Raw genomic sequence first — 19,011 nt, forward strand, 5'->3', positions numbered from 1 at the left:
TCTTGCTGTGATGGGATTCCGGAGAGTTGTGAGAGAGGTCCTGCACGGCCATGCAGGCCGTGGATGCCAGGAGCATGGCGAGAAACAGACTCGATGTCAGGAGGGCAATCGGTTGAAACCGCTGGTGCATCTACTTCGGGTTAAGGAGGTTGTGGATATGGGCGACCGATTCAGGGCTATCCCACTCTCTTGGCCCCATGATTCGTTGGCTCAGGTGTCCATGCGTATCCACAATCACCGTTGTGGGAAGATTTCGAACCATGAGCGCTTGAGAGAGTTCTTCCTGTTCATCCAGGAGGACATCGAAATGCAACTCGAGTTGCTGCCAAAATACTTTGATTTCTTGTGGACGAATATCGGTGGTAACCGCCAATATGGCCAACTGGTCTGGAGGAAACTTTTGACGAAGACGTTCTAACGAAGGCATTTCTTCCTTACAAGGGCCACACCAGGTTGCCCAAAAATTCAAGATGAGAACCCGACCGGCTAATTCATTGGAATGCACGGGAGTGCCCTGCAATGTACGGAGCTGGAAGGCGGGGAGCTTCTGGCTGAGATCGACTCGGCTGAGAGTGAAGGGGACCGAGGAAGGGTTCCCCATGGCAAGGGTTATTCCCAGGATTCCTGAAGCGAGCACAGAAAGCGGCGTCATGGTATTGGGTGTAATTGAGCCGTCTGCGGGGTGGGAAAAGAAAGAGGCTGGACCACCGTACTCCATGCCGGAAAAACCACTTGCTCTGACCAGGCAATGACGGCCTGTCCCGCGTCATTCAATGCCACAGCCGGACTTTTGGCTTTCTTCTCATTCACCTTATTCGGGGAACTAAATGTTTGCCCTCGGTCGAGGGAATAGGTGAACACCACTTCACGTCGCACCGGAGATTGCTCTTCCCATGAGACGAGTAGATGCCCTGCCTGATTCACGGCCAGTTGAGGATGATCCGGAAACGTGCCTTTCGACATGTTTAACAAGCGGCGGGGGGTAAAGGTTTTTCCCTGATCATCGGAATATGCCAGATATACACCGGGAGTATCATCCGGGCCTTCCGTGTACCAGGTGACATAGAGGCGTCCTTGCTGATCGACTCCCATGGTGGCGGGACGATGTGGGCAACCCTCGAAGACCCATTGATCATGGCCCACGATGACCGGGGGGGAAAACGATTTCCCGTTATCGGTCGAACGGGATACGACCGTTTCCCTGACCGCTCCGGACAAGACCTTGCGCCAGGCGAGATAGACGGTGCCATCAGAGGCAGTGGTCATATGGGTCCGGCAGCAGACACAACTGGATTCGTCAATTTTTAAATTGGGGGAAAGAGTGTGGCCCTGATCTTGGGAAACGACGGTATAGGTGGCCGGATCTTTTTTCCCTTCTCGGGCATCAAGCCAGGAAATATGAACAGAACCATTCGGGCTCACGGTCAGATTGTCAAAAGAATGGCCGGTGACGGCCTCGTCGTCGTTGATTTGAACCGGGGGAAGAAAGGTCTTGCCTCCATCAACGGATCGGCTTAGGAGAAGAAGGTTGGCAAACGGTTTTCCGCCAGCATTCGGATGAGGGGTGGTCCAGGTTAGGTAGACATCGTTGTTATGGCCTAACGCCAGCGCCGGTGGTTCATGGAGGGAAGCGGCGGGAGGATTGGAGGGATTGACTTTGGTTGGTTCGGGATACTCTTCCTGTTGAGGTGGAACCTTGAGATAGAAGACTCCCCGCTCTTCCTGCTTTTCCCCACCCCAGGCGAGGTGCAGTGTCCCGTCTGTATCCAGTTGGGCCATGGGGCCGGTGGTTTGCATGCCCTTATGGTCGATGATGTGTTTAGGTCCGGCCTGAATCATCGAGACAGATGGTTCCGCCCCGAGGGCTAAGGATACGACACCTCCCAAGCCAATCGAGAGGACCACGGAAGTGGCTCCAAAAAATACCGGTCTTAACATGGGTGCCTCCACAGATATTTGAATGTAGGATGAAAAATGACGTTCATGCTTCCTAAGCGTGAGAGAGGTTATTTCTACCAGAAGGGTGAAAGTCTACGCTACCTTAAGATGTGGAGTGCTGGCCGCAACCGCACCAGATGCCAATGCATACTACAGTTTTTCTGGAAAAGGACAAATCCGAACATTTTAAAATTGCTGGAAACGTGACAGCGAGATTGTCTTCAGACGCGTTTCTCAAGCCCAAGCCATAGGACAAGTGGAGGAATCCGGCGAATGAGTAGTTTCTCAATAAGCAGTATCGATGTCAGGGAAGCGGCAAACAAGGGAAGATAAAGACAGAAGAACAGGAGAAAGATCATGAATCCACATGAAAAGGGTTGGGCTTGAGGCAAGGGAGGAGCACCCAGTAGTCCCGAAGGACGCCGATGCCACCACATGAGAATCCCGCTTGTAACCACCATGAGGAGACCCCCGGTAGTGAATACCCCCAATACCACATTCGGCCAACCAAACAATTGCCCTTCATGAGCCGCTACACCGAAGCCAATTATCCGGTCCAAAACATGACGGTCTTCAAAGTTTTCCCGTTGTAGAACGGCCCCGGTCGTGGCATCCAACATGACTTTGACTCGTTGTGGACGGTTCTGAGTGTCCGACTTGGCAGTCCAATACCCTTCAATGTGAGAAGGGGGGATTATGAAGACGGGAGGGGGGAGATCTAGCGCATGAACAGCGGGCAGGAGAATATCGATCGGAGAATAGTCCAAGGGAGGGTCCACAGTGTTAGCGGGAGGAATTGTCTGACCAATATGGGCGAGATGTTCCCCTGAAAGATCCTTTGGCGTGTTCCGGGAAGTTGCCCCGACCGTCCAATCCTGTTCCACTACAGCCGTTCCGGTCACACGACGAATCTCTTTTAAATACTCACCCCAGACTTTCGCCCAGGGCAGTCCGGTGACAAGCAAAAACAAAACAAAGAGAGAGATCCAGAAACCTGTGACGGCATGAAGATCCCGCCAGAATCCCCGTGAGCCACGGTTCAATCGGGGATACACGATTCCACCAATTCCTTCATGACCACGTGGCCACCACAGGTACAGGCCGGTGACGATCATGATGATCGTCCAGGAGGCAGCTAATTCCACAAAGACAGAGCCGATATTGCCCATCAGCAATTCTCCATGAAAATGAAACACCATCCTGGTAAACCGGTCTTCTTCAGGAATGGTCTTCAGAATTTCCAGGGTTTCGGGATGTACATACACACGAAAGCGTTCCCCCCGATTGTTCACAATGATCCGGGTCGCGTCATCTTCATTCCTTGGCAGTTCATATGCGGAAAACGTAGAACCCGGGACGGCGTGAAGGGCAGCTTCCACTTGGGCCTGTGCCGTGGCGTTGGGTCCAGTAAGGAAAAGGCGATCATAGGGCCGGTCGAGCCAGGCATTAATCTGGGGAGTGAATAAATACATTCCTCCGCTAATCGCCAACAACACGATAAAGGGAACACAAAATAAGCCGGCATAAAAATGCCAGCGCCAGACCGTCTGATAATCGGGCCAGATCCGAGAGTAAATGGCTGGAGTGAGCTTAGACTTCATAGCCGGTCTGAGTGACAGGGGGAAGTAAGGAAAATATCTTCAAAAAAAAGAACAGAGTTGGATTCTTTTTCTCGACCCAACTCTTGATGGTTGTATGCCGAGTGAAAGGGTTCCTGGTGAACAAGCCGGTGAAAATTCTGAATAATCCTTATTGGCAGGGAAGAAGTTTAAGGCCCTAGTGAGATAGGCGATAAACGACCGGAAGAGTGATGGCGACTTCTGGTCGGTGGATCTTGTGTTGTAAGGGGAGCGGGCAGGCCAGCCGCACCGCTTCCTGCGCGGCCTGGTCCAAGGGTTCGTAGCCTGAGCTATCCTGGACGATGACGTCTCTGAGCTGGCCCTCCGCTCCAATCGTCACTCGCAGCAGGACTTTTCCTTCCCATCCGTTGCGCCGGGCGTCGTTTGGATAGCGATTGAATTCGGTCACCCGATGGCCAAGAGAATCGGCCAGCCAGCTATAGTCGGTATGAATGCGTGAGTCTGTGACGGTTAATTCCGGGAATGTTTCGACCTCAGGCTGAGCGGAAGATTCCGTTGCCTGGAGATGCGAAGGTAGACACAGAAGACATGCCAAAACGAAGAGGTATGGGATGCGAAAGGTTCTTGGTACTGGTGGAGAGAGAAGCGTGAAGACCATCGGGTTAAACCTTTCTCGAATAACAAGAGCACCAAAAGAAATCAGGAAAGGAACGAGAGCTTACTCAAAAGCCAATCACCAATCAATCTATCGGAACCATATGAAGCAGGATTCGTGATGTGAAGGGTTGGACAGTTTGGGTATGGACCGGGGACGAAAGGCCGCTTTCAAGCTATTTGGGCTTGGGTGTTGCAAAACGAATTTCATGAGCGACAAGATCGTCCGCTTCTTTCTCTGCCTCAGCCACAACCCGGTCTCCCACTGCCGGACGAGCGGTGTTTGTCGTAATGCCATCGAGTTGGAAAATAGTCTTTTCCTGGATCATCAGAGTGACGGATTCACCTTTTGGAGTTGTCACAACAATTTGTTCCTGTGCGGCTTCTGTGACCGTTCCGAAGATATGAATCGCTTTGCCGTGGGCAAACACAAAACTTGGGACCATCAAAAGCATGACCATCAGAATAAACGCCATCATGTGTTTCATCATCAATTCTCCTCAGTCCAATGTGTGTATGGTGCCGCGTACCTGTTGGGGTGAATGCAAGCTTGGCTCGTAACAGAAACGCTTCAGGTCAGGGTTCTTTTGCAATCTACGGAGAAAGCCTAAATTTGAGGTCGATCACCCAGGATTTTCCTCTAGGAAACAAAAGGCGCCCTCATGTGATGGAGGGATTGTTCCTGCTTTTTCAGTCTGATTGAGCGTAAGTTGAAAATGAACGATATAGAAGGAATGTCTGGTGGTCTACCAATGTCTGCTTACGGATGCAACAGTTTACTGAAACACATGGAAGACCGGATGACTCATGAGATCCCAAAAATATAGATCCCCCTAGATCCTGGTCCGAAAAGGCGGTGGTGAATTCCGCACCTCAAACAACATCATCCTTCTAAGTTTAGAAAGGTCTGCAAAACCCATCGTGAGAGCCTCAGAACATACATTACTCCTTGTTAAATTGGTTCATCCTTCCACCTCGTAGCTGGGCCAAACGGAGGCGAGGCGCACCAGAGAGGGAAAGTCGTGGGCTGGGAAATTCCTCACGCACAACGAATGGTGAGTGGAGGATGAGAAGGGCCTTTAGATCCTTGTTTGGCTATAGAAGTTTTGCTTTGTGGAGGAAGTGCGAAGCCTGTTAGGAGCGCCACGCTTTTTCCGTTTGTGCTTCCAGCGCATCAGGCCGGTAACAAAGAGGACCGTGGGTACCAACCCCAGGATCATAATGCCGATCCGGCCAGGAAGACCGAAGGCTTCTCCACTGTGAAGAGGAAAGAGCCATCGCTCGAATGTATCACCTGCGGTGAATTGTTCGGGGTCATAGGTGTGGAGAATCTGCCCCCTGTATTGGTCAATCCAGAGTGCCCGAGCCGGGAGGATATCGGTGCGCTCATGGGGCCCCTTTTTCACGATTCGATAGAATCCTTCCTGTCCCTGGGGAAAGAAGATCCACTGAAACCGTCCATCGGCGTAATATCCATTGGCGATGGCCGCTGCCCGATCAAAGCCGATGGGTTGTTCACCAGGCAAAGGTCTGGACGCCAGGTCTTCTGGGACAAGCGTGATGGCAGAGGACATGCCGATCAGGTTCCTTCCAAAGTCGGGAAACACGAGATAGAGGCCGGAAGAGAGGGCTACTACCAACAGCACCGACGTATAAAGGCCGAGTGTTTTATGCAGATCGTAGACACGTCGGATACGCCCGGCTCCGCGTTTTATGGTAAAGGCTCCGCTCAATTGACCGAAAGACGGCCACCATAGGATCAGCCCGGACAAGAGAGAAACCAACAAGAGGAGAGCCAGCACTCCCACGACCGTTGAACCCCTCGCCCCCAGGGCGAGGGTACTATGTACACGGAGGACGAAATCAAAAAACGTTCCGCGCCATGGCCGCTCCAAATCAAGCCGTAAATGTTGTCCTTTGATTTGTGCCGTCTGTGGGTCAATGAAGACTTGATGCCACTCCAATTGTTCAGGATTAGGTGCCGGGCGGCTGTAGCTCACCATGAATGCCGTATCAGGCATTCGTGGAAACACCAGCGCATAGGGGGTGCCATCAGATGGAATCGCCGTGTTGGCTGCCGCTACGATCTCGTCCAAGGGACGGAATTCGATCTGTTCCTCTTGCGGGTTGACTTTCCAAAGATCAGGATGCAGCCACACCTCAAGTTCTGGCCAAAACGCCAGTATACTTCCGGTTAAGCCGATGATCGCGAAGACCGCTCCTGGAATCAACCCGAGATATCTATGGATCTTGAGCCAGAAGGTGCGGCGCCTGTTTCGAGCGTCTCGATCCCGGCCTTCTCCTTTAGTACGCAATTCTGATTGACCCGATGAATGTGCGTGGGGCTCCGACATTAATGGAAAAACGATCCCCCAAGGTTCCCCCGTAATACTTTTGATCTAGGAGATTATTGACATTCAACTGAAGGGTCATCCGGGCCATCGTAATCGGGATCTGGTATTTCATTAACGCGTCGACTCGGGCAAAGCTGGGTAGTTGATAACTATTCTGATTGTCTCCTTGTCGCTTACCCTGGGCAAAAAGGCCGCCACCCACTGTTAATCCACGCAGAGGCTCCTGCTGCATATTGTATGTAAGCCAGACACTCCCGGCATGCTTGGGCACATTCCAGAGCCGGTTCCCCTTGTTGTCCCCTTTCATGATCTCGGCATCGGTGTATGCATAGGTGGTGATGATACTCAACCCCTCGGTAATTCTTCCGGCGATGTCCACTTCAACCCCTTGACTGCGCGCTTCTCCCACAGCCTCGGAAAACGGTTGGCCGGGTACCTGGACCGGCAGATTCTCCTTGGTCAGATGGTAAAACGCCACAGTGCTGGTCAACCGATCGTTGAAAAATGCTGTTTTGAATCCCGCCTCATACTGTTCGGCATATTGCGGGTCGAGTATGTTGCCCGACGCATCGAACGCCAGATTCGCACTACCCAGGGCCTGGACATAATTGCCATACAGCGACAACCACTGCCAAGGTTGATAAACGATTCCCGCGCGAGGGTTAAACCGATTGTTTGTGGCTTTGTTAATGTTATATGTCGCATCAGCAACGGATTGATCGGCACCGAAGGCCAATCCCAATTCTTGCGTGGCCCAATCATAGCGCCCGCCACCCAGAATATGGAGTTTATCGAACAGCGTGATCTGGTCCTGAAAATACAGACCGTTCCATTGTGTCCGTTGGTCGATAAAAAAATTGTTTTTGACTCCGGCTAAATCTGTCGGATCGTATTGTGGATTGTAAATATTGATGGGGTTGGCAGCCAGGGATGTGGACTTCACTTCCGTAAACCCCCCGTAATAATCCCATCCCACCAATACATTATGCTCGATGCCGGCTGTATCAAATCGTCCGGTGAGATCGACGGTACCCATATAGGTATTTCCAGTCGCATTGCCTTTATAAAAGAATCGTTGTAATTCACCCGTCTGCTCATCCAGGCTTCCTCCCGATGTCTGCGGGTCTACGACGTCTCTGCGAGCGTAGTTAAACCGGGCACGGACTTTCCAATTCTCGTGAATGGCATGAGTCAACGTGGCGGTCGAGTTGTAGAACCCGGTGTTGCTCTTATCGGTCGTCGGTTCGCCAAGATACCGTGATCTGGGAATGGAGGCGGGGCGGTTACCCACGGCCACGATTCCGTGATCTTCACGGGTATCTTGGTTGAGATAATTAAAATCTAGATCCAATTGGGTGCGTGGAGTCATTTTCCAGGTCAGCGAAGGCGCGACAAAGATCCGCTTGGTAAAGCCGTAATCGCGAAAGGAATCTTTATTCAGGTACTCCAGGTTGAATCGATAGAGCAATGTCCCATCGGTCGTCAGTCGGCCGGTGGCGTCGGCGGTGGTTCGATATTCGTTGTACGAGCCGAATTGCTGATTCAACGAATACATGGATTCGGCTTGAGGCCGTTTGGTGACCAGATTAATCATGCCGCCGGGTTCTATCCGGCCATAAAGATTTGCTGCGGCGCCTTTGACAACTTCGATGCGTTCGATATTGGCCAGCGGGAGTCGATCAGCCGATAATCGAAACCCGTCTCGATAGTTGTTGAAATTTGTATTGAATCCGCGAATGATAAATTCTTCGCCAAAACCACCGAACGTAAATCCGGGAAATACCCCACTGACATTTTTGACGGCATCCTCGATCTGAATGGCCTGTTGATCCTGAAGCACGGCCTGCGGGATCACTTGGATAGAAATGGGCGTCTCCATGATCGAGGTATCGGTTTTGGTCGCGCTCGTCGCACGCTCCACGTTATAGGACTCGCGTTGCGCCGTGACATGAACCGGTTTGGCTTCCACCACCGGCACCTCTACCTTGTCCTGGTCTCCCATCGCTTGGCCCGAGCCGATCGGGGGGAATGGTAGAAGAGGGATGCGTGGTTCGGGGACGGGAGCCGGAGCCGGATCAAGTGGCTTGGGTCCCTCGGCCGTTTTGGTTGATGGAAGTGACTGTTCCGCTTGATTCTGTGTGGGTGGCACCGGCTTGGCCGGTCCCATGCAGGCAGTCAACTCGGTGAGGCAGAAGAGCGTCGCGACAATATATACGACCCTCGTGAGGGAACGGGAACATGTGGGCATTCGAGTGGTGACCCGAGAGGATCCGGCTGAACTCATAGTAATACGCTCCTACCTGAGCACCCTGGATGGAGGGACGTCAGTACTGTGTGATGCAGACGGTTCGGTTCCGGGAGCGAGACTCGGCATGCCCGTGGTGGGAGGAAACAGTGTGAGGAGAGACCCCTTCCTGCTCACATCGCGAGATGTCAGTCCCAGGGCACACGCGTCGACACGGACCAGGCCGACTGCAGCTCATGATTAATCAAACGTTGTGTGGTGCTTGTAATTAGGAGATGCGTGCGCTGAAGGGAGGACTGCGGCCATGCGCGGCAATCAACGGACTGTCGGGCAGCGAAATAACTTGAGTGACCAGTGGCGCGAGAACGGACCCCTGCACCGGCATGTATGGCTTGTCCGGCAGGAGAAGCATCTGATCGTCCTGATACACCGTACAGGCCCATCCGACGAATGGGTTGAAAGTGGATTGACCATGCTGACAATGGCTATGGGAGCCTGCCGCATGGATATGCACGGTGCGGATTGTCCTGATCTCCCAATCCGCGACGCAGATATAGGCCCCGAAGGCGGCCACAAACCGGATGCCGATCAGCAGACAGATCAGCCATAGACTGAACTGTCCAGGCTGTCGAGTCACAGGCCTATAGGGAAGAGCGGGGGTTCTTAGTTGGGTGTTGGTCATCATGCGGGGTGAGAGGACATATTCTCAGTACATTGAGAACAGCAGAGGGAAGTCGTGCAATTTCATCCATTTCATCATGATAAATAATGAATTCAATATTTCGATATAGAGTACAGGAGCATGGTTGTATCAGAGCCATACTGGTCCGGCTACCGACGTGTACTGACCGATACTACAGTTATCGTGGTGAAACAAGATTGTTTTATCTACACATCAGACCCAGGCTGACCCGTAGGAAGCTGATTCGTCGCGCTGGCATGATACAGAATCTACATGGCCGCTCTTTGGTGAAGAGATTGTGTTGTGTGGTAACTCCTCCGTCAGTGTTACGAGCGAATTGTATCCAGAATGTAGCGGGAAATGGGAATGGCTCAGGCCTATGTCAATCCTTGGTTCCCCCGATCCGCCAATGAATTGTTCTGGAAAAGCGGGACAAGTGAGAATAAAAAAACAGGGTGAAGGCCAAGGAGGTTGCAAGTCCCAATGCCTTCACCCTGACAGGGAGCGGGGTGGGTCAGGGATGAGTCACGCCGCTCCGATTGATGCTTGAAGAGTGCAGTGATCTCTCAGCGTCAAGGGAAAATGTATCCTATCCGGTGAGATTGTTCTACCGATCTCTACTGATCGGTGCTACATCCGTGAATAATTCTGGAAAATATGTTCATGTAACTATTGTTATTTTGATAGTTCTCCCTTACGAACCCGTTAGGAAAAACCGCGGTTCCATATCATGCTCCTTCTCAAGCTTTCTTGAGACCATGTCGGTATCTTTTCCTGGCATTCGAAAAATTATGAAGTGAAAAAATATGTTGCAACGATTGGTTAATGAAGGCGTGGTTTGGTAGCGAGATCTTCCATCACAGGATATATTTCTTCCGGTTGTTCGAAAATTTTCGCATCCATGTTCACATTCACCAAAGAGGAGGATTCTGGTATGCCGTGCATGCAAGTTGGTCAATGGTATCGGGTGGGCTCAGGAATGTGTGTCGTGTTGGCAGTGGGGTTCTTGATGCAATCGGTCGCCATGGCCAATCCCCATGAGCCAAGGGAAGTCGGGCCCTATACCTTAGCCGTCGGGTTTAGGATCGAACCGGCATTTGAGGATGCCGTTAATGCCCTTGATTTTTTTGTGACCCGAACATCAGACGGGAAGCCTATCAGCGTGAGTAACGGAGATGTGGTGGATATTGAAGCGCAGGTTCAGTTCCGAAAGGAAGAAAGTATGGGTTCTGCGATCATTCAGGAGGATCGACTTGCCAAACCCGAGCAGGCCTTCGGAGCCGACAATCGGTACAATGCCTGGTTCAAACCCACGATTGACGGGGCCTATGGGTTCAGAGTCAGGGGGGAGATCAATGATCTCAGCGACCCGCAAGCCGGGCCGCTATTTTTTGATGAAGTGTGGGTCTGCGGGGCCGGAACCCAAAATCCCCAAGGCAGCCGGTTTGGCTGTGTGGAAGATCCGCAAACATTCCCCAAAGGTGTTCTTGATCACCGAGGCATAGACCACCATGGGTATCAGGACGATGATAGAAGAAAATTTTTCAAGGAAGGGGGATCGCGTAAGCACGGATCCCGCGATCGAGACTGAGAAACATCATTGGCATTTCATCGGTGACTTCAGCGAGGGGGGAATTCGCGCATGCGTGTTCTCCCTCATCGTGGATTTGAGCGGTGGTGTGGCCGGGAGAAGCGATGATGGCCCTCTCCATTGTATTTTTTCTTGAATTTCCGTGACGATTCCATTCTGATCGAAGATAATCCCGATTTCCGTGTTTCGGCGGTGAGCACGGGTAATCGCAACCTGGGCCACCCCGATGGGTGGGACACGGGTTTGAAGATGAAGATAATGATCCTGTGTCGTGAGTAAATAGTTCCACTATCCGGGGTCGAGAATGTGGGGTACAGGGAAGGTCGGCAACGGAGGTCTAATGAGATGGAGGGGAAGACAATGCCGGATCGTTTACTCCTGCCAATCGAATCCGGAGGCTCGTGCCAATTCCTGTGGGGTCTTGAGTCCGGTTAACCGTCGTTCTCCAATAATCCAGGTTGGGTATGTTTTGATGTCGGCCTTGAAGCAGGGGGCGGTGAGACCGCTTCCTCTTCCGCCCGAACTGCATTCCACATATGGGAGCCGTTTAGCTGATGAGAGAAATGTGGCTTTCTGTTCCTGGCAACGAGGGCACCAATAGGCGCCATAAAACTTGGCGCCGGTGTCATTGAGATGGATGGCGAGTGCCTGCAGTTGCGGATCTTCAGGGCCTGCCGCCGGGTCAAACCAACCTCCATAGTGCAGGTGGAGCCCGCCAACGATGAGTAGTCCAACCACGACTGCCTCTTTCAACGACTTCGTCCAATTGGGAGGACGTTGAATGAGAGCGAGACCCAGTATGGTCGTGATGATGGCAAATGAAGTCAGGCAATAGGGACAGGTGGCTTCGATCTCCATGACCGAGACGATGGTCAGGTAGGCGCTAACCGCGAATCCACTCATGGCCACGTAAATCAACGCCGATCCGCTACCGGACTGGCCGCGGCCGGACCACACCAACCCCGCGATTACCATATAGGTCACGAAACCCCACAAGGCCATGGGAATTCCCAGAAATGTAGCCCATCGGCTGCTCTGCACAATGTCACAGCCCGAACCCTCGCTGCAAAATGCCGGGTGAACCTCGAATGATGCCGTATAGGTCAGGTAGGCGGTTAACATCAGTCCGGCACCGGCCAGGATGATGAGGAGAAGATCGATTAGGGTTTTCGAACCTGAGTGCAGGGAAGCCGGAGTGTTCGATGTCTTTCTTGGAGCTTCGGTGTCGACTGAGTGTTTTTGTCTTTTTGATTTTGCCATAGCGCGACTCGTGAAAGAGTGTATCATGGGATTCCTGCCAATGAAATCCCGACAATCAATGTATCAGAAACTCCCGACCGTGGGTGAGACTTTTGATGAGGCCATGTCAGGCGGGTAGCCTCCAAAGATGAATTGCTGAGCACGGGATCGAAATTTCAAACGGCTTTTGGTCCTTCAAGGTCTTGCTTGAAAAAGGGATAGGGTCGGGCCCTTGTCTGCCGTTATGTTTCAGGATTGGATAGGGTGATAGTCTTTCGGTCATTGGTTCTGAGTGATTGGATGCCGGAGTAGGGACCTCTTAGGCTGAATATTTTTGACCCCTGATGAGCGGTGTTGAGGAGGGAAGAGGCGGGGTGCGCATAGGAGCAGGGTGAAGGTCTAGGAGGCTGCAGGAGTGCAATCCACCTTCACCCTACTCGTCCAAGGTTGGAGGCCGGTCCGTCCCTGGATGTTCTACGCTGTTCTGTTTTTCCTGGAGCCAGGAAAGGATGCATTGTTTTGGTTAATGAGTCGCATGCATTCGTTTCTCAAAATATTCATCATACCGGTGCACAAAATCTTTGGATTCACCAAGGGGTAAATGGCACCCCCGGCAGGTCGTATAATCGACCTCCAAGCGATCGCCATTGGCATTAAACGCTGAGTAAATCCAGTCGCCGTTTTTGAGATTCTCCGGAGCGCCTTTTCCCCATCCTGCTCCTTTTTGCATGACAAAAACCTTGGCCAATTCGGCTTTCACCAAATTTCCGTCTGCTCCTTTTTCCAAAGTTCCTTTGACATTTTTCTTGGCGTTGTAGATTGCCATCACCAATATGGATCCGTTGGTGAAGGCTTGACCTGGTTGGTTTCTGGCACTAATCGGGTTGACGTACAGGTCACGGACCGCATCGGGCTTTTGGACCCCTGATAAAAAGACGGGGAAGGATGTATAGTCTGAAGGAAATGCCAGCTCACCGTCTTTCGGCATGGCGTCAGATTGAACCGCAAGAGGCATGGTGAAAAAAGAACAGACTAGAACCACCAAGGCCGGAAACGCGATACTCATTCTTTGCATGTTTCTTAATCCTCCTTCGCCGAACACTCGTTCGGTTGACGCAACCGGCAGATCGTGAAAAGCCAAAATTGGAAACGTCTAGACAGTGGCTCCAGCATACGATGGACCCAACAGTCCGTCTACAGATGGATACTGTCTTCTGCTACAGCGGGATGGTTTGGGATCTGTAGCCGAGTGGGTGATCGAGACGGTCTCTGTGTTATATCGATCTCTCATTTCCAGAACTTCTCGGGTTAGGGATATTGCGAAGGCACATGAAAATTTAATGGATTCATCGCCTGGTAGCTGACGTTCGTGCCCATTCCCGCATCGGGATCGACAAATCCATCGGCCATCCCGGTTTCGTGAAAGGTGAATGCAGACAAGGCGGTCGGGTCACTATTGAATTGATTGACCCGTTTGGCGAATATCCGCCTGGCCGCTTCAATCCGGTCAATTTCTTCGTCCGTTCCGTATACGACAAATGGTGGATACGAACGGCAGGAATCGATTGCGGCGTAGAGGACCTGACGGAGATGCAAAAACGTATTCAGGGCGGCGTTTCCTAATTGTTGTTGTGATGCAGGGAGTGAGGCCATAAATTTGCTTCGCGCTATGCCTTCGGGGTGCTCTGCCGTAAAGATCACGGCATAATTCCGATCAAAGGCAATCGCGCCTTGGGTGACGATTCCATCGGTTAAATCCTGCAATTTGATGAAATGGACATACTGCTTGATTCTGGCTTCGCGAGATTCGGCAGGTATCCATTGTCCGGGAACCTTGCGAATGATGAGATCATGATATTTTGCCACCTGAATCCTGATGGATCGGTCATGGCCGCTGCTTTGGCAGAGGGCAGGGCTGAAAGGGCGTGGGTCAAGTTGAAACGAAAGAATGGCTTGCTCACGGCCAAACCCCAGGCTTGGAAAGAACAAAAAGAGGACGATCAATAGGGTGAAACTGCTGGTTGGTCGGAAACATTTAAAGGAATAACTGTACATGAGACAGTGCCTCCATTGAGTAGGTATCAAGGAATAAATTGAAAACCTGCTTGAGAGCCGGTGAGTGCTCCGGACTCTGAGGTTTGGTTCAGTTCTTCTGCGAACCCACGTCTTTCATCTTCATGAGTGAGAAAAACCAACGGGATCCAATGAGAAGCTTAGAAGAGGGAAAAGTGAGGCGGGGCACGAGAAGCACTGTGGTGATGTCGGAAGAGATCCGGTGCTGTAGGTTTGAAGAGGGGAAGAATGCCCAATAGAGAAAATGACCTGAGGATGTCAGCTGACAGCGTCTGAAGGCCTTGCCCGGCTTGGCACGTCCAGCTACACCAGGTGTTCCCATGAGTCTGCTGATCATGGTGCCCGTGGTGGATGTGGAGTGGAGCCGTATAGGCAAGGCCTCCAGTCACGCACAGGAAGCACATGCTGAGCATGAGAGCCGCAAACGATTGTGTGAGAGTGGTCTTCCTCATCTTGGGCCATTGCAATTGCAGCAATTTTGATTATCTCCCCCGTCAAGCTAGCTGTTTCTTTGCAAGGTGTCTACGGACGGGTGCTCATCGATGCAACAGTTTATTCGTTGCTCATTGACATTCCGTGATGGCAAAATCCCAATGGTTTTTGCGATTTTGTTGAATCAGCGCATCGATGGAATCCCGAAATATTCGTAAGCTGCCTTTTCCAATTTTCGTCGCTTTCAGACGATCTTCTTCGACCCACCGATAGATGGTCCATCGGCTGACATTCAAGGTTTGAGCCGCTTCACCGACACGTAAAAGTTGTTTGTTCATGGGTTCTCCTTCCGCAGCCTGTATGCTGTGTCATGCGATTACAGTCATGTGTTCGTGTCCGGTCACTACTATGAAAGATCCGGAACGAAATAGTTCCAACCGGGCTTCAACATGGTTACTTCTTGAGCGCAATACGTCGAATCAATGGAGAATGGAGATCATTGGACCATTCTGCTCACGACGAAACGATGCGCTTGGGATGTGGGTTCAGGGACGGATTCGTTGAAAATCCGAGTCTATCCATGAACCAAAAAACGAACGGGTGGGCCGCGAGGAGAGAATCTGTGTAAGGGCGAGGTTCGGGAAAAGATGAATACCGGTGTCAGGGGCCAGAACATGATGGGAAAAAACAGCGCCGACCATTGAGCAATCGGACTGGCACCTGAGGCAATCTGGGCGACATGACAGGCCCACGAGCAAAGAAGAGAGAGGGATTGGGCCGGGTGGGAATGGTGAGAGGTGTTGGGATCAAGGGATCTTGAAGCACAGAACGCTCCCGCACCCAGGAGGACGACGTGTAACCCAATGAGTAGCCCGATAAGGGCATGTGCCAATCGAGGCCCTACATTGGTGAATGGAGTTGCTGGGGTGTGGTTCATGGTTTCCGGGGGATTAAGATTCCGAATTGGGTTTTGTGGCAATTGCCATGTTGGAAATGCCGGCCAATCGAATGATGTCCATCACTTTTATGACCTGGCCATGGGAAACCTGTTCATCGGCGTTAATGACGACTGAAGGGTCCGAGTCGGTTTGCCGAAGGGTTGCCAGGCGGACTTCCAGTTCCGGTAGTCCAATGCGGTCCTTATTGTAGTACAGCATTCCTTCATGGGTCAGCGTGAGAGAGATTTGCTCAGGAACTTTATCCGTTGAGGAGTCGGCCGTCGGCAAATTGACCGGCATCCCATGTTGAATGGTCATGGACAGCGTGGCGATCATAAAGAACACCAGGAGAAAGAACATCGTGTCGATCATCGGAATGATCTCGATGCGGGCCTTTTTCTGTGTGGCGGCAGGTAGTCTCATGGAAATCTTAATGCCCGGTTTGTCGTTGCGAAAAGGTTAACAGATAATGTGAATGGAAATCTTTAAAATATCCGTCTTCAGTTGATAAGCCATTGGGTGTCACACCTAGAATAACGAACTAGGTGTGACAACCTCAATGTTCCGTTCCCTGAACGATTGTGTCCGGCCCGAACACATTAAAACTTCCATTCGATTCCACCAAACCCGCTGATCCCCTGACCGGGATTGAAGTATCGGCCCAGACTGTCATTGACCACGACAGCACCCGCATAAGTTTGATCGGACAGATTTCGTCCTTCTGCGAAAAAGGACAGGTTCTTACTGTAATTATAGCCCGCCTTCAGATTGACGAGGAAATAGGCCGAGTTCTTGGCGGTATTTTCGCTGTTTACGTAATATCCGGCGAGGACCCATTCGAAATTCGGGGCGATAAAAAATCCGGCCGGATGGTCATAGCGTACCTCCCCGGCAAGCTGGTGCTCGGGCGCCCCGGGAACCCGGTTGCCGTCCTTGGCCACCAAAAATTTTTGAGTTCCATTGTCTCCTCCGCCGTACACATCATCGGTGAATTTAAATAAGGACCAGGTATAGGCGGTACGAACGGAGATCGTGTCGCTTTGGTTTTTAGGGCCCTGAACCAGCAATCCGTTGGCTACCACCATACTGCCTCCTGCTTCAATGCCTGTGTGTCGCGTCCCTTTGGCATTTTGATAGGTCGGTTGGTTATTGATATTAAACGTCAGGATTTCCTTTTGCATTTCCAGGTTATAGAAGGTGAGGTCCCAGGTATAGCGGTTATCCGCTGTGGAGCCTCGTGTGCCAATTTCAAACTGCCAGGCCCGTTGCGCATCCAGGTTGATGAAGGGGGTGGTGGGGACCGTGCCGTCCGGGTTGATCGATGAGGTCAATTCGACATTGATGGGGGGTTCGTACCCACGGCTGACGTTTCCGTAAATTTGCGAGGTCCCGGTGGTTTGGTACACGAACCCCATCTTTGGGATAAGAGCATTGAAATGACGTACGCCGGTATCGCTGGTATTTAAATCTCCCGTAAAGGGACTGTAGAGTTGGTTCCTGCCCTGCCGGATGCTGTATTCCCAGCGTCCGCCTGCAATGACAAGGAAATCATCGGTTACGTTGAATTGGTCTTCCAGGTAGGTGCTGAGATTGGTCGTCTCCAACGTGAGGTTTTGGGTCTGTATTCCGCGTTTGCCCAAATTGTTGACAAAACGCCGTTGATTGGTGTCTCCGTATCGTGGTTGATTGCCGATGAGGAACTTGTTCTCATGTCCGAAAATGGGATGTGAATTGACGTATCGAATTTCCCCTCCCACATTATAGTTATCCTGGACGATCGTTTGGAAAATAGGATGATCTACGTATTGGTAGGAATAATAGGGGATAATCTCAAAAAACTGGTGGGATGCGAATTCATTGCGATAGGCGGCCCCGACCCGGATATAACTATAGTACCGTCCCCATTTGCAGGCCTGGTTTGGCCCGCAGGAAAACGGATTGATTCCCCCCAAGGTGTTAGCCTGCCTTCGATCGGAATCCAATTGCGCTTGGGTAATCGACCCTGGGAGTGCTTCTGACACCTCGGCTCCCAGGATATAGGCGCGCACTTCCTGGTGATCGCCGATCTGAAATCCGAAGTTGGCATTTAACCGTCCGCGTGCCTGCTGGCTGTTATCCTGAAAGCCGTCCTGATGATTGCCCGAAGCGCTGATATAGTAATCGGCGGTGGTGTCCATGGTGCCGACCTTAAAGGGTTTGGTGACCTGGCCGCTGGAGACCTGTCCTGAATAGAGTCCGAAACTCCCAGCCAATCCACGCGCTTGGTAGAGGGAGGCGTTGTAGCCCGTGCGGGGCACAAAATTGATGGCTCCTCCCAGGGTATTGGCTCCATACCGGAGGGCGTTGGACCCTTTATACACCTCGATACGCTCATAGGCCATCAAGTCGATGGATTCAAAATCGGAGAATCCGTCCGCATCGCCGAAATAGATCCCGTTGATGAGAATATTAATACCACGATGATGAAAGTTGTTCCTGAGGGAAGTCCCCCGGATTTGGAATTGTCCTTCGTCGGCACCGAATCGGGATTGGAATCGCACGCCTGGAGCGAATTGAAGGACGTCGGTTAAATTGAACGCACGGGATTCCTCGATTTCTTTTTCCTCGATCAGGATGGTGCTGCTGGGCCGGCGAGCGAGTTCTTCCTTGACTACATCGATGTTTTCGATTCGTTTGGCTTCTACTGTCACAGTTGGAAGTGTTTCAATTATTTCTTCAGCTATACCCAGAGAGGGCTCGATTAGGAGAAAGCTAATTGCCGCGCAAAACTGCAAGGCTAGTTGCATGTTTTTGATTTTCAAGTACTTTAGGTCGATCATGGATTTCACGTATCCTTTCCTGCGCGCATGAAGGGATTCAGGTCAGGCTGAACAGGGTTCTGCCCTTATGGCTGCAAAAAAATATTAAGTTGGAATCGTGGAACCTGATTAAACCGGAGGGCCGCGAGCGAGAGACCGACTCAGCGTTGCCTGTGCAGGAATGACGGAAAAAAAGAAAACGAATCCGACGATTAATAGGGTGTGGGTAAGAAGTGCGTTGTGGGTCGTGTCGGCCGAGTTCGCTTTCGAACTGACCTGACAGGCCCATGAGCAAATTGAGGAATGGGAAGTGGTGTTTTTGGAATGATGATTGATTGGAGAATGTTGGATCTCATGAGATGCCACGCAATACGTGGCTATGCTCGCCAGAGCGAGATACGCCACCGCGAAGATGACTGAAGGGAGTGTAAGGCGGCGCGGCATCATGGGAGGGCTCGATGGCTTGTCAGGCATGTTGAAGGGTTTA

The 19,011-nt window shown here is 51.6% G+C and carries 17 protein-coding genes; 2 read left to right on the forward strand and 15 right to left on the reverse strand.

Annotated features, from left to right (window positions below; translation table 11 throughout):
* Nucleotides 1-130: 130 nt before the first annotated feature.
* From PJI16_14105 to PJI16_14140, 8 genes are all read right to left on the reverse strand, one after another.
* Entirely contained in the window at nt 131-601 is a 471-nt protein-coding gene (locus PJI16_14105; GenBank protein ID MDT3778694.1) for a TlpA disulfide reductase family protein, read from the reverse strand.
* Between the two features lie 47 nt (nt 602-648).
* Nucleotides 649-1,938 carry a sialidase family protein gene (locus PJI16_14110; GenBank protein MDT3778695.1) on the reverse strand — a complete coding sequence of 430 codons (1,290 nt, stop codon included), beginning with the start codon at nt 1,936-1,938 and terminating at the stop codon, nt 649-651.
* A gap of 221 nt (nt 1,939-2,159) precedes the next feature.
* Nucleotides 2,160-3,539 carry a PepSY domain-containing protein gene (locus PJI16_14115; protein ID MDT3778696.1) on the reverse strand — a complete coding sequence of 460 codons (1,380 nt, stop codon included), beginning with the start codon at nt 3,537-3,539 and terminating at the stop codon, nt 2,160-2,162.
* Between the two features lie 175 nt (nt 3,540-3,714).
* Nucleotides 3,715-4,176, reverse strand: a complete 462-nt coding sequence (locus PJI16_14120) for an energy transducer TonB (protein MDT3778697.1) — start codon at nt 4,174-4,176, stop codon at nt 3,715-3,717.
* Between the two features lie 172 nt (nt 4,177-4,348).
* On the reverse strand, nt 4,349-4,663 hold the full coding sequence (locus PJI16_14125) for a hypothetical protein (protein MDT3778698.1): 315 nt from the start codon (nt 4,661-4,663) through the stop codon (nt 4,349-4,351).
* 588 nt (nt 4,664-5,251) lie between these two features.
* Entirely contained in the window at nt 5,252-6,487 is a 1,236-nt protein-coding gene (locus tag PJI16_14130) for a PepSY-associated TM helix domain-containing protein (GenBank protein ID MDT3778699.1), read from the reverse strand.
* On the reverse strand, nt 6,477-8,810 hold the full coding sequence (locus PJI16_14135) for a TonB-dependent siderophore receptor (protein MDT3778700.1): 2,334 nt from the start codon (nt 8,808-8,810) through the stop codon (nt 6,477-6,479). Before PJI16_14135 ends, PJI16_14130 begins: the two co-directional genes overlap by 11 nt.
* A gap of 229 nt (nt 8,811-9,039) precedes the next feature.
* Nucleotides 9,040-9,408 (reverse strand): hypothetical protein, encoded by a 369-nt coding sequence (locus PJI16_14140; protein ID MDT3778701.1) that lies wholly within the window; start codon nt 9,406-9,408, stop codon nt 9,040-9,042.
* 979 nt (nt 9,409-10,387) lie between these two features.
* Between PJI16_14140 and PJI16_14145 the strand changes: the two genes are divergently transcribed.
* Complete coding sequence (locus PJI16_14145) at nt 10,388-11,044, forward strand: hypothetical protein (protein MDT3778702.1); 657 nt, start codon at nt 10,388-10,390, stop codon at nt 11,042-11,044.
* Between the two features lie 372 nt (nt 11,045-11,416).
* On the opposite strand, the gene PJI16_14150 is transcribed toward PJI16_14145, so the two are convergent.
* The 3 genes from PJI16_14150 to PJI16_14160 form a co-directional block, all read right to left on the reverse strand.
* The gene (locus PJI16_14150; GenBank protein MDT3778703.1) at nt 11,417-12,304 is read right to left on the reverse strand and encodes a vitamin K epoxide reductase family protein; all 888 of its coding nucleotides are present in this window, start codon (nt 12,302-12,304) and stop codon (nt 11,417-11,419) included.
* 502 nt (nt 12,305-12,806) lie between these two features.
* Entirely contained in the window at nt 12,807-13,358 is a 552-nt protein-coding gene (locus PJI16_14155) for a cytochrome P460 family protein (GenBank protein MDT3778704.1), read from the reverse strand.
* A 233-nt stretch (nt 13,359-13,591) separates the two neighbouring features.
* Nucleotides 13,592-14,338, reverse strand: coding sequence for a hypothetical protein (locus PJI16_14160; GenBank protein MDT3778705.1), 747 nt, complete (start codon nt 14,336-14,338; stop codon nt 13,592-13,594).
* A gap of 338 nt (nt 14,339-14,676) precedes the next feature.
* Between PJI16_14160 and PJI16_14165 the strand changes: the two genes are divergently transcribed.
* Nucleotides 14,677-14,838 (forward strand): hypothetical protein, encoded by a 162-nt coding sequence (locus PJI16_14165; GenBank protein ID MDT3778706.1) that lies wholly within the window; start codon nt 14,677-14,679, stop codon nt 14,836-14,838.
* A gap of 81 nt (nt 14,839-14,919) precedes the next feature.
* Here the strand turns inward: PJI16_14165 and PJI16_14170 are convergent, their stop codons facing one another.
* From PJI16_14170 to PJI16_14185, 4 genes are all read right to left on the reverse strand, one after another.
* Nucleotides 14,920-15,126, reverse strand: coding sequence for a helix-turn-helix domain-containing protein (locus PJI16_14170; protein MDT3778707.1), 207 nt, complete (start codon nt 15,124-15,126; stop codon nt 14,920-14,922).
* A gap of 612 nt (nt 15,127-15,738) precedes the next feature.
* The gene (locus PJI16_14175) at nt 15,739-16,149 is read right to left on the reverse strand and encodes a biopolymer transporter ExbD (GenBank protein MDT3778708.1); all 411 of its coding nucleotides are present in this window, start codon (nt 16,147-16,149) and stop codon (nt 15,739-15,741) included.
* Between the two features lie 176 nt (nt 16,150-16,325).
* Nucleotides 16,326-18,545, reverse strand: coding sequence for a TonB-dependent receptor (locus PJI16_14180; GenBank protein ID MDT3778709.1), 2,220 nt, complete (start codon nt 18,543-18,545; stop codon nt 16,326-16,328).
* 108 nt (nt 18,546-18,653) lie between these two features.
* On the reverse strand, nt 18,654-18,971 hold the full coding sequence (locus PJI16_14185) for a hypothetical protein (GenBank protein ID MDT3778710.1): 318 nt from the start codon (nt 18,969-18,971) through the stop codon (nt 18,654-18,656).
* Nucleotides 18,972-19,011 lie beyond the last annotated feature (40 nt).

It is taken from the genome of Nitrospira sp. MA-1, from assembly GCA_032139905.1.
Classification (GTDB): Bacteria; Nitrospirota; Nitrospiria; order Nitrospirales; family UBA8639; genus Nitrospira_E.

Excerpts from the sequence above, each read along its gene's own strand:
- PJI16_14135 (MDT3778700.1), bottom strand. The coding sequence starts at position 8,810 with ATGAGTTCAGCCGGATCCTCTCGGGTCACCACTCGAATGCCCACATGT.
- PJI16_14170 (MDT3778707.1), bottom strand. The coding sequence starts at position 15,126 with ATGAACAAACAACTTTTACGTGTCGGTGAAGCGGCTCAAACCTTGAAT.
- PJI16_14150 (MDT3778703.1), bottom strand. The coding sequence starts at position 12,304 with ATGGCAAAATCAAAAAGACAAAAACACTCAGTCGACACCGAAGCTCCA.
- PJI16_14160 (MDT3778705.1), bottom strand. The coding sequence starts at position 14,338 with ATGTACAGTTATTCCTTTAAATGTTTCCGACCAACCAGCAGTTTCACC.
- PJI16_14165 (MDT3778706.1), top strand. The coding sequence starts at position 14,677 with ATGAGTCTGCTGATCATGGTGCCCGTGGTGGATGTGGAGTGGAGCCGT.
- PJI16_14120 (MDT3778697.1), bottom strand. The coding sequence starts at position 4,176 with ATGGTCTTCACGCTTCTCTCTCCACCAGTACCAAGAACCTTTCGCATC.
- PJI16_14110 (MDT3778695.1), bottom strand. The coding sequence starts at position 1,938 with ATGTTAAGACCGGTATTTTTTGGAGCCACTTCCGTGGTCCTCTCGATT.
- PJI16_14185 (MDT3778710.1), bottom strand. The coding sequence starts at position 18,971 with ATGATGCCGCGCCGCCTTACACTCCCTTCAGTCATCTTCGCGGTGGCG.
- PJI16_14155 (MDT3778704.1), bottom strand. The coding sequence starts at position 13,358 with ATGCAAAGAATGAGTATCGCGTTTCCGGCCTTGGTGGTTCTAGTCTGT.
- PJI16_14115 (MDT3778696.1), bottom strand. The coding sequence starts at position 3,539 with ATGAAGTCTAAGCTCACTCCAGCCATTTACTCTCGGATCTGGCCCGAT.
- PJI16_14105 (MDT3778694.1), bottom strand. The coding sequence starts at position 601 with ATGGGGAACCCTTCCTCGGTCCCCTTCACTCTCAGCCGAGTCGATCTC.
- PJI16_14175 (MDT3778708.1), bottom strand. The coding sequence starts at position 16,149 with ATGAGACTACCTGCCGCCACACAGAAAAAGGCCCGCATCGAGATCATT.
- PJI16_14180 (MDT3778709.1), bottom strand. The coding sequence starts at position 18,545 with ATGATCGACCTAAAGTACTTGAAAATCAAAAACATGCAACTAGCCTTG.
- PJI16_14145 (MDT3778702.1), top strand. The coding sequence starts at position 10,388 with ATGCCGTGCATGCAAGTTGGTCAATGGTATCGGGTGGGCTCAGGAATG.
- PJI16_14125 (MDT3778698.1), bottom strand. The coding sequence starts at position 4,663 with ATGATGAAACACATGATGGCGTTTATTCTGATGGTCATGCTTTTGATG.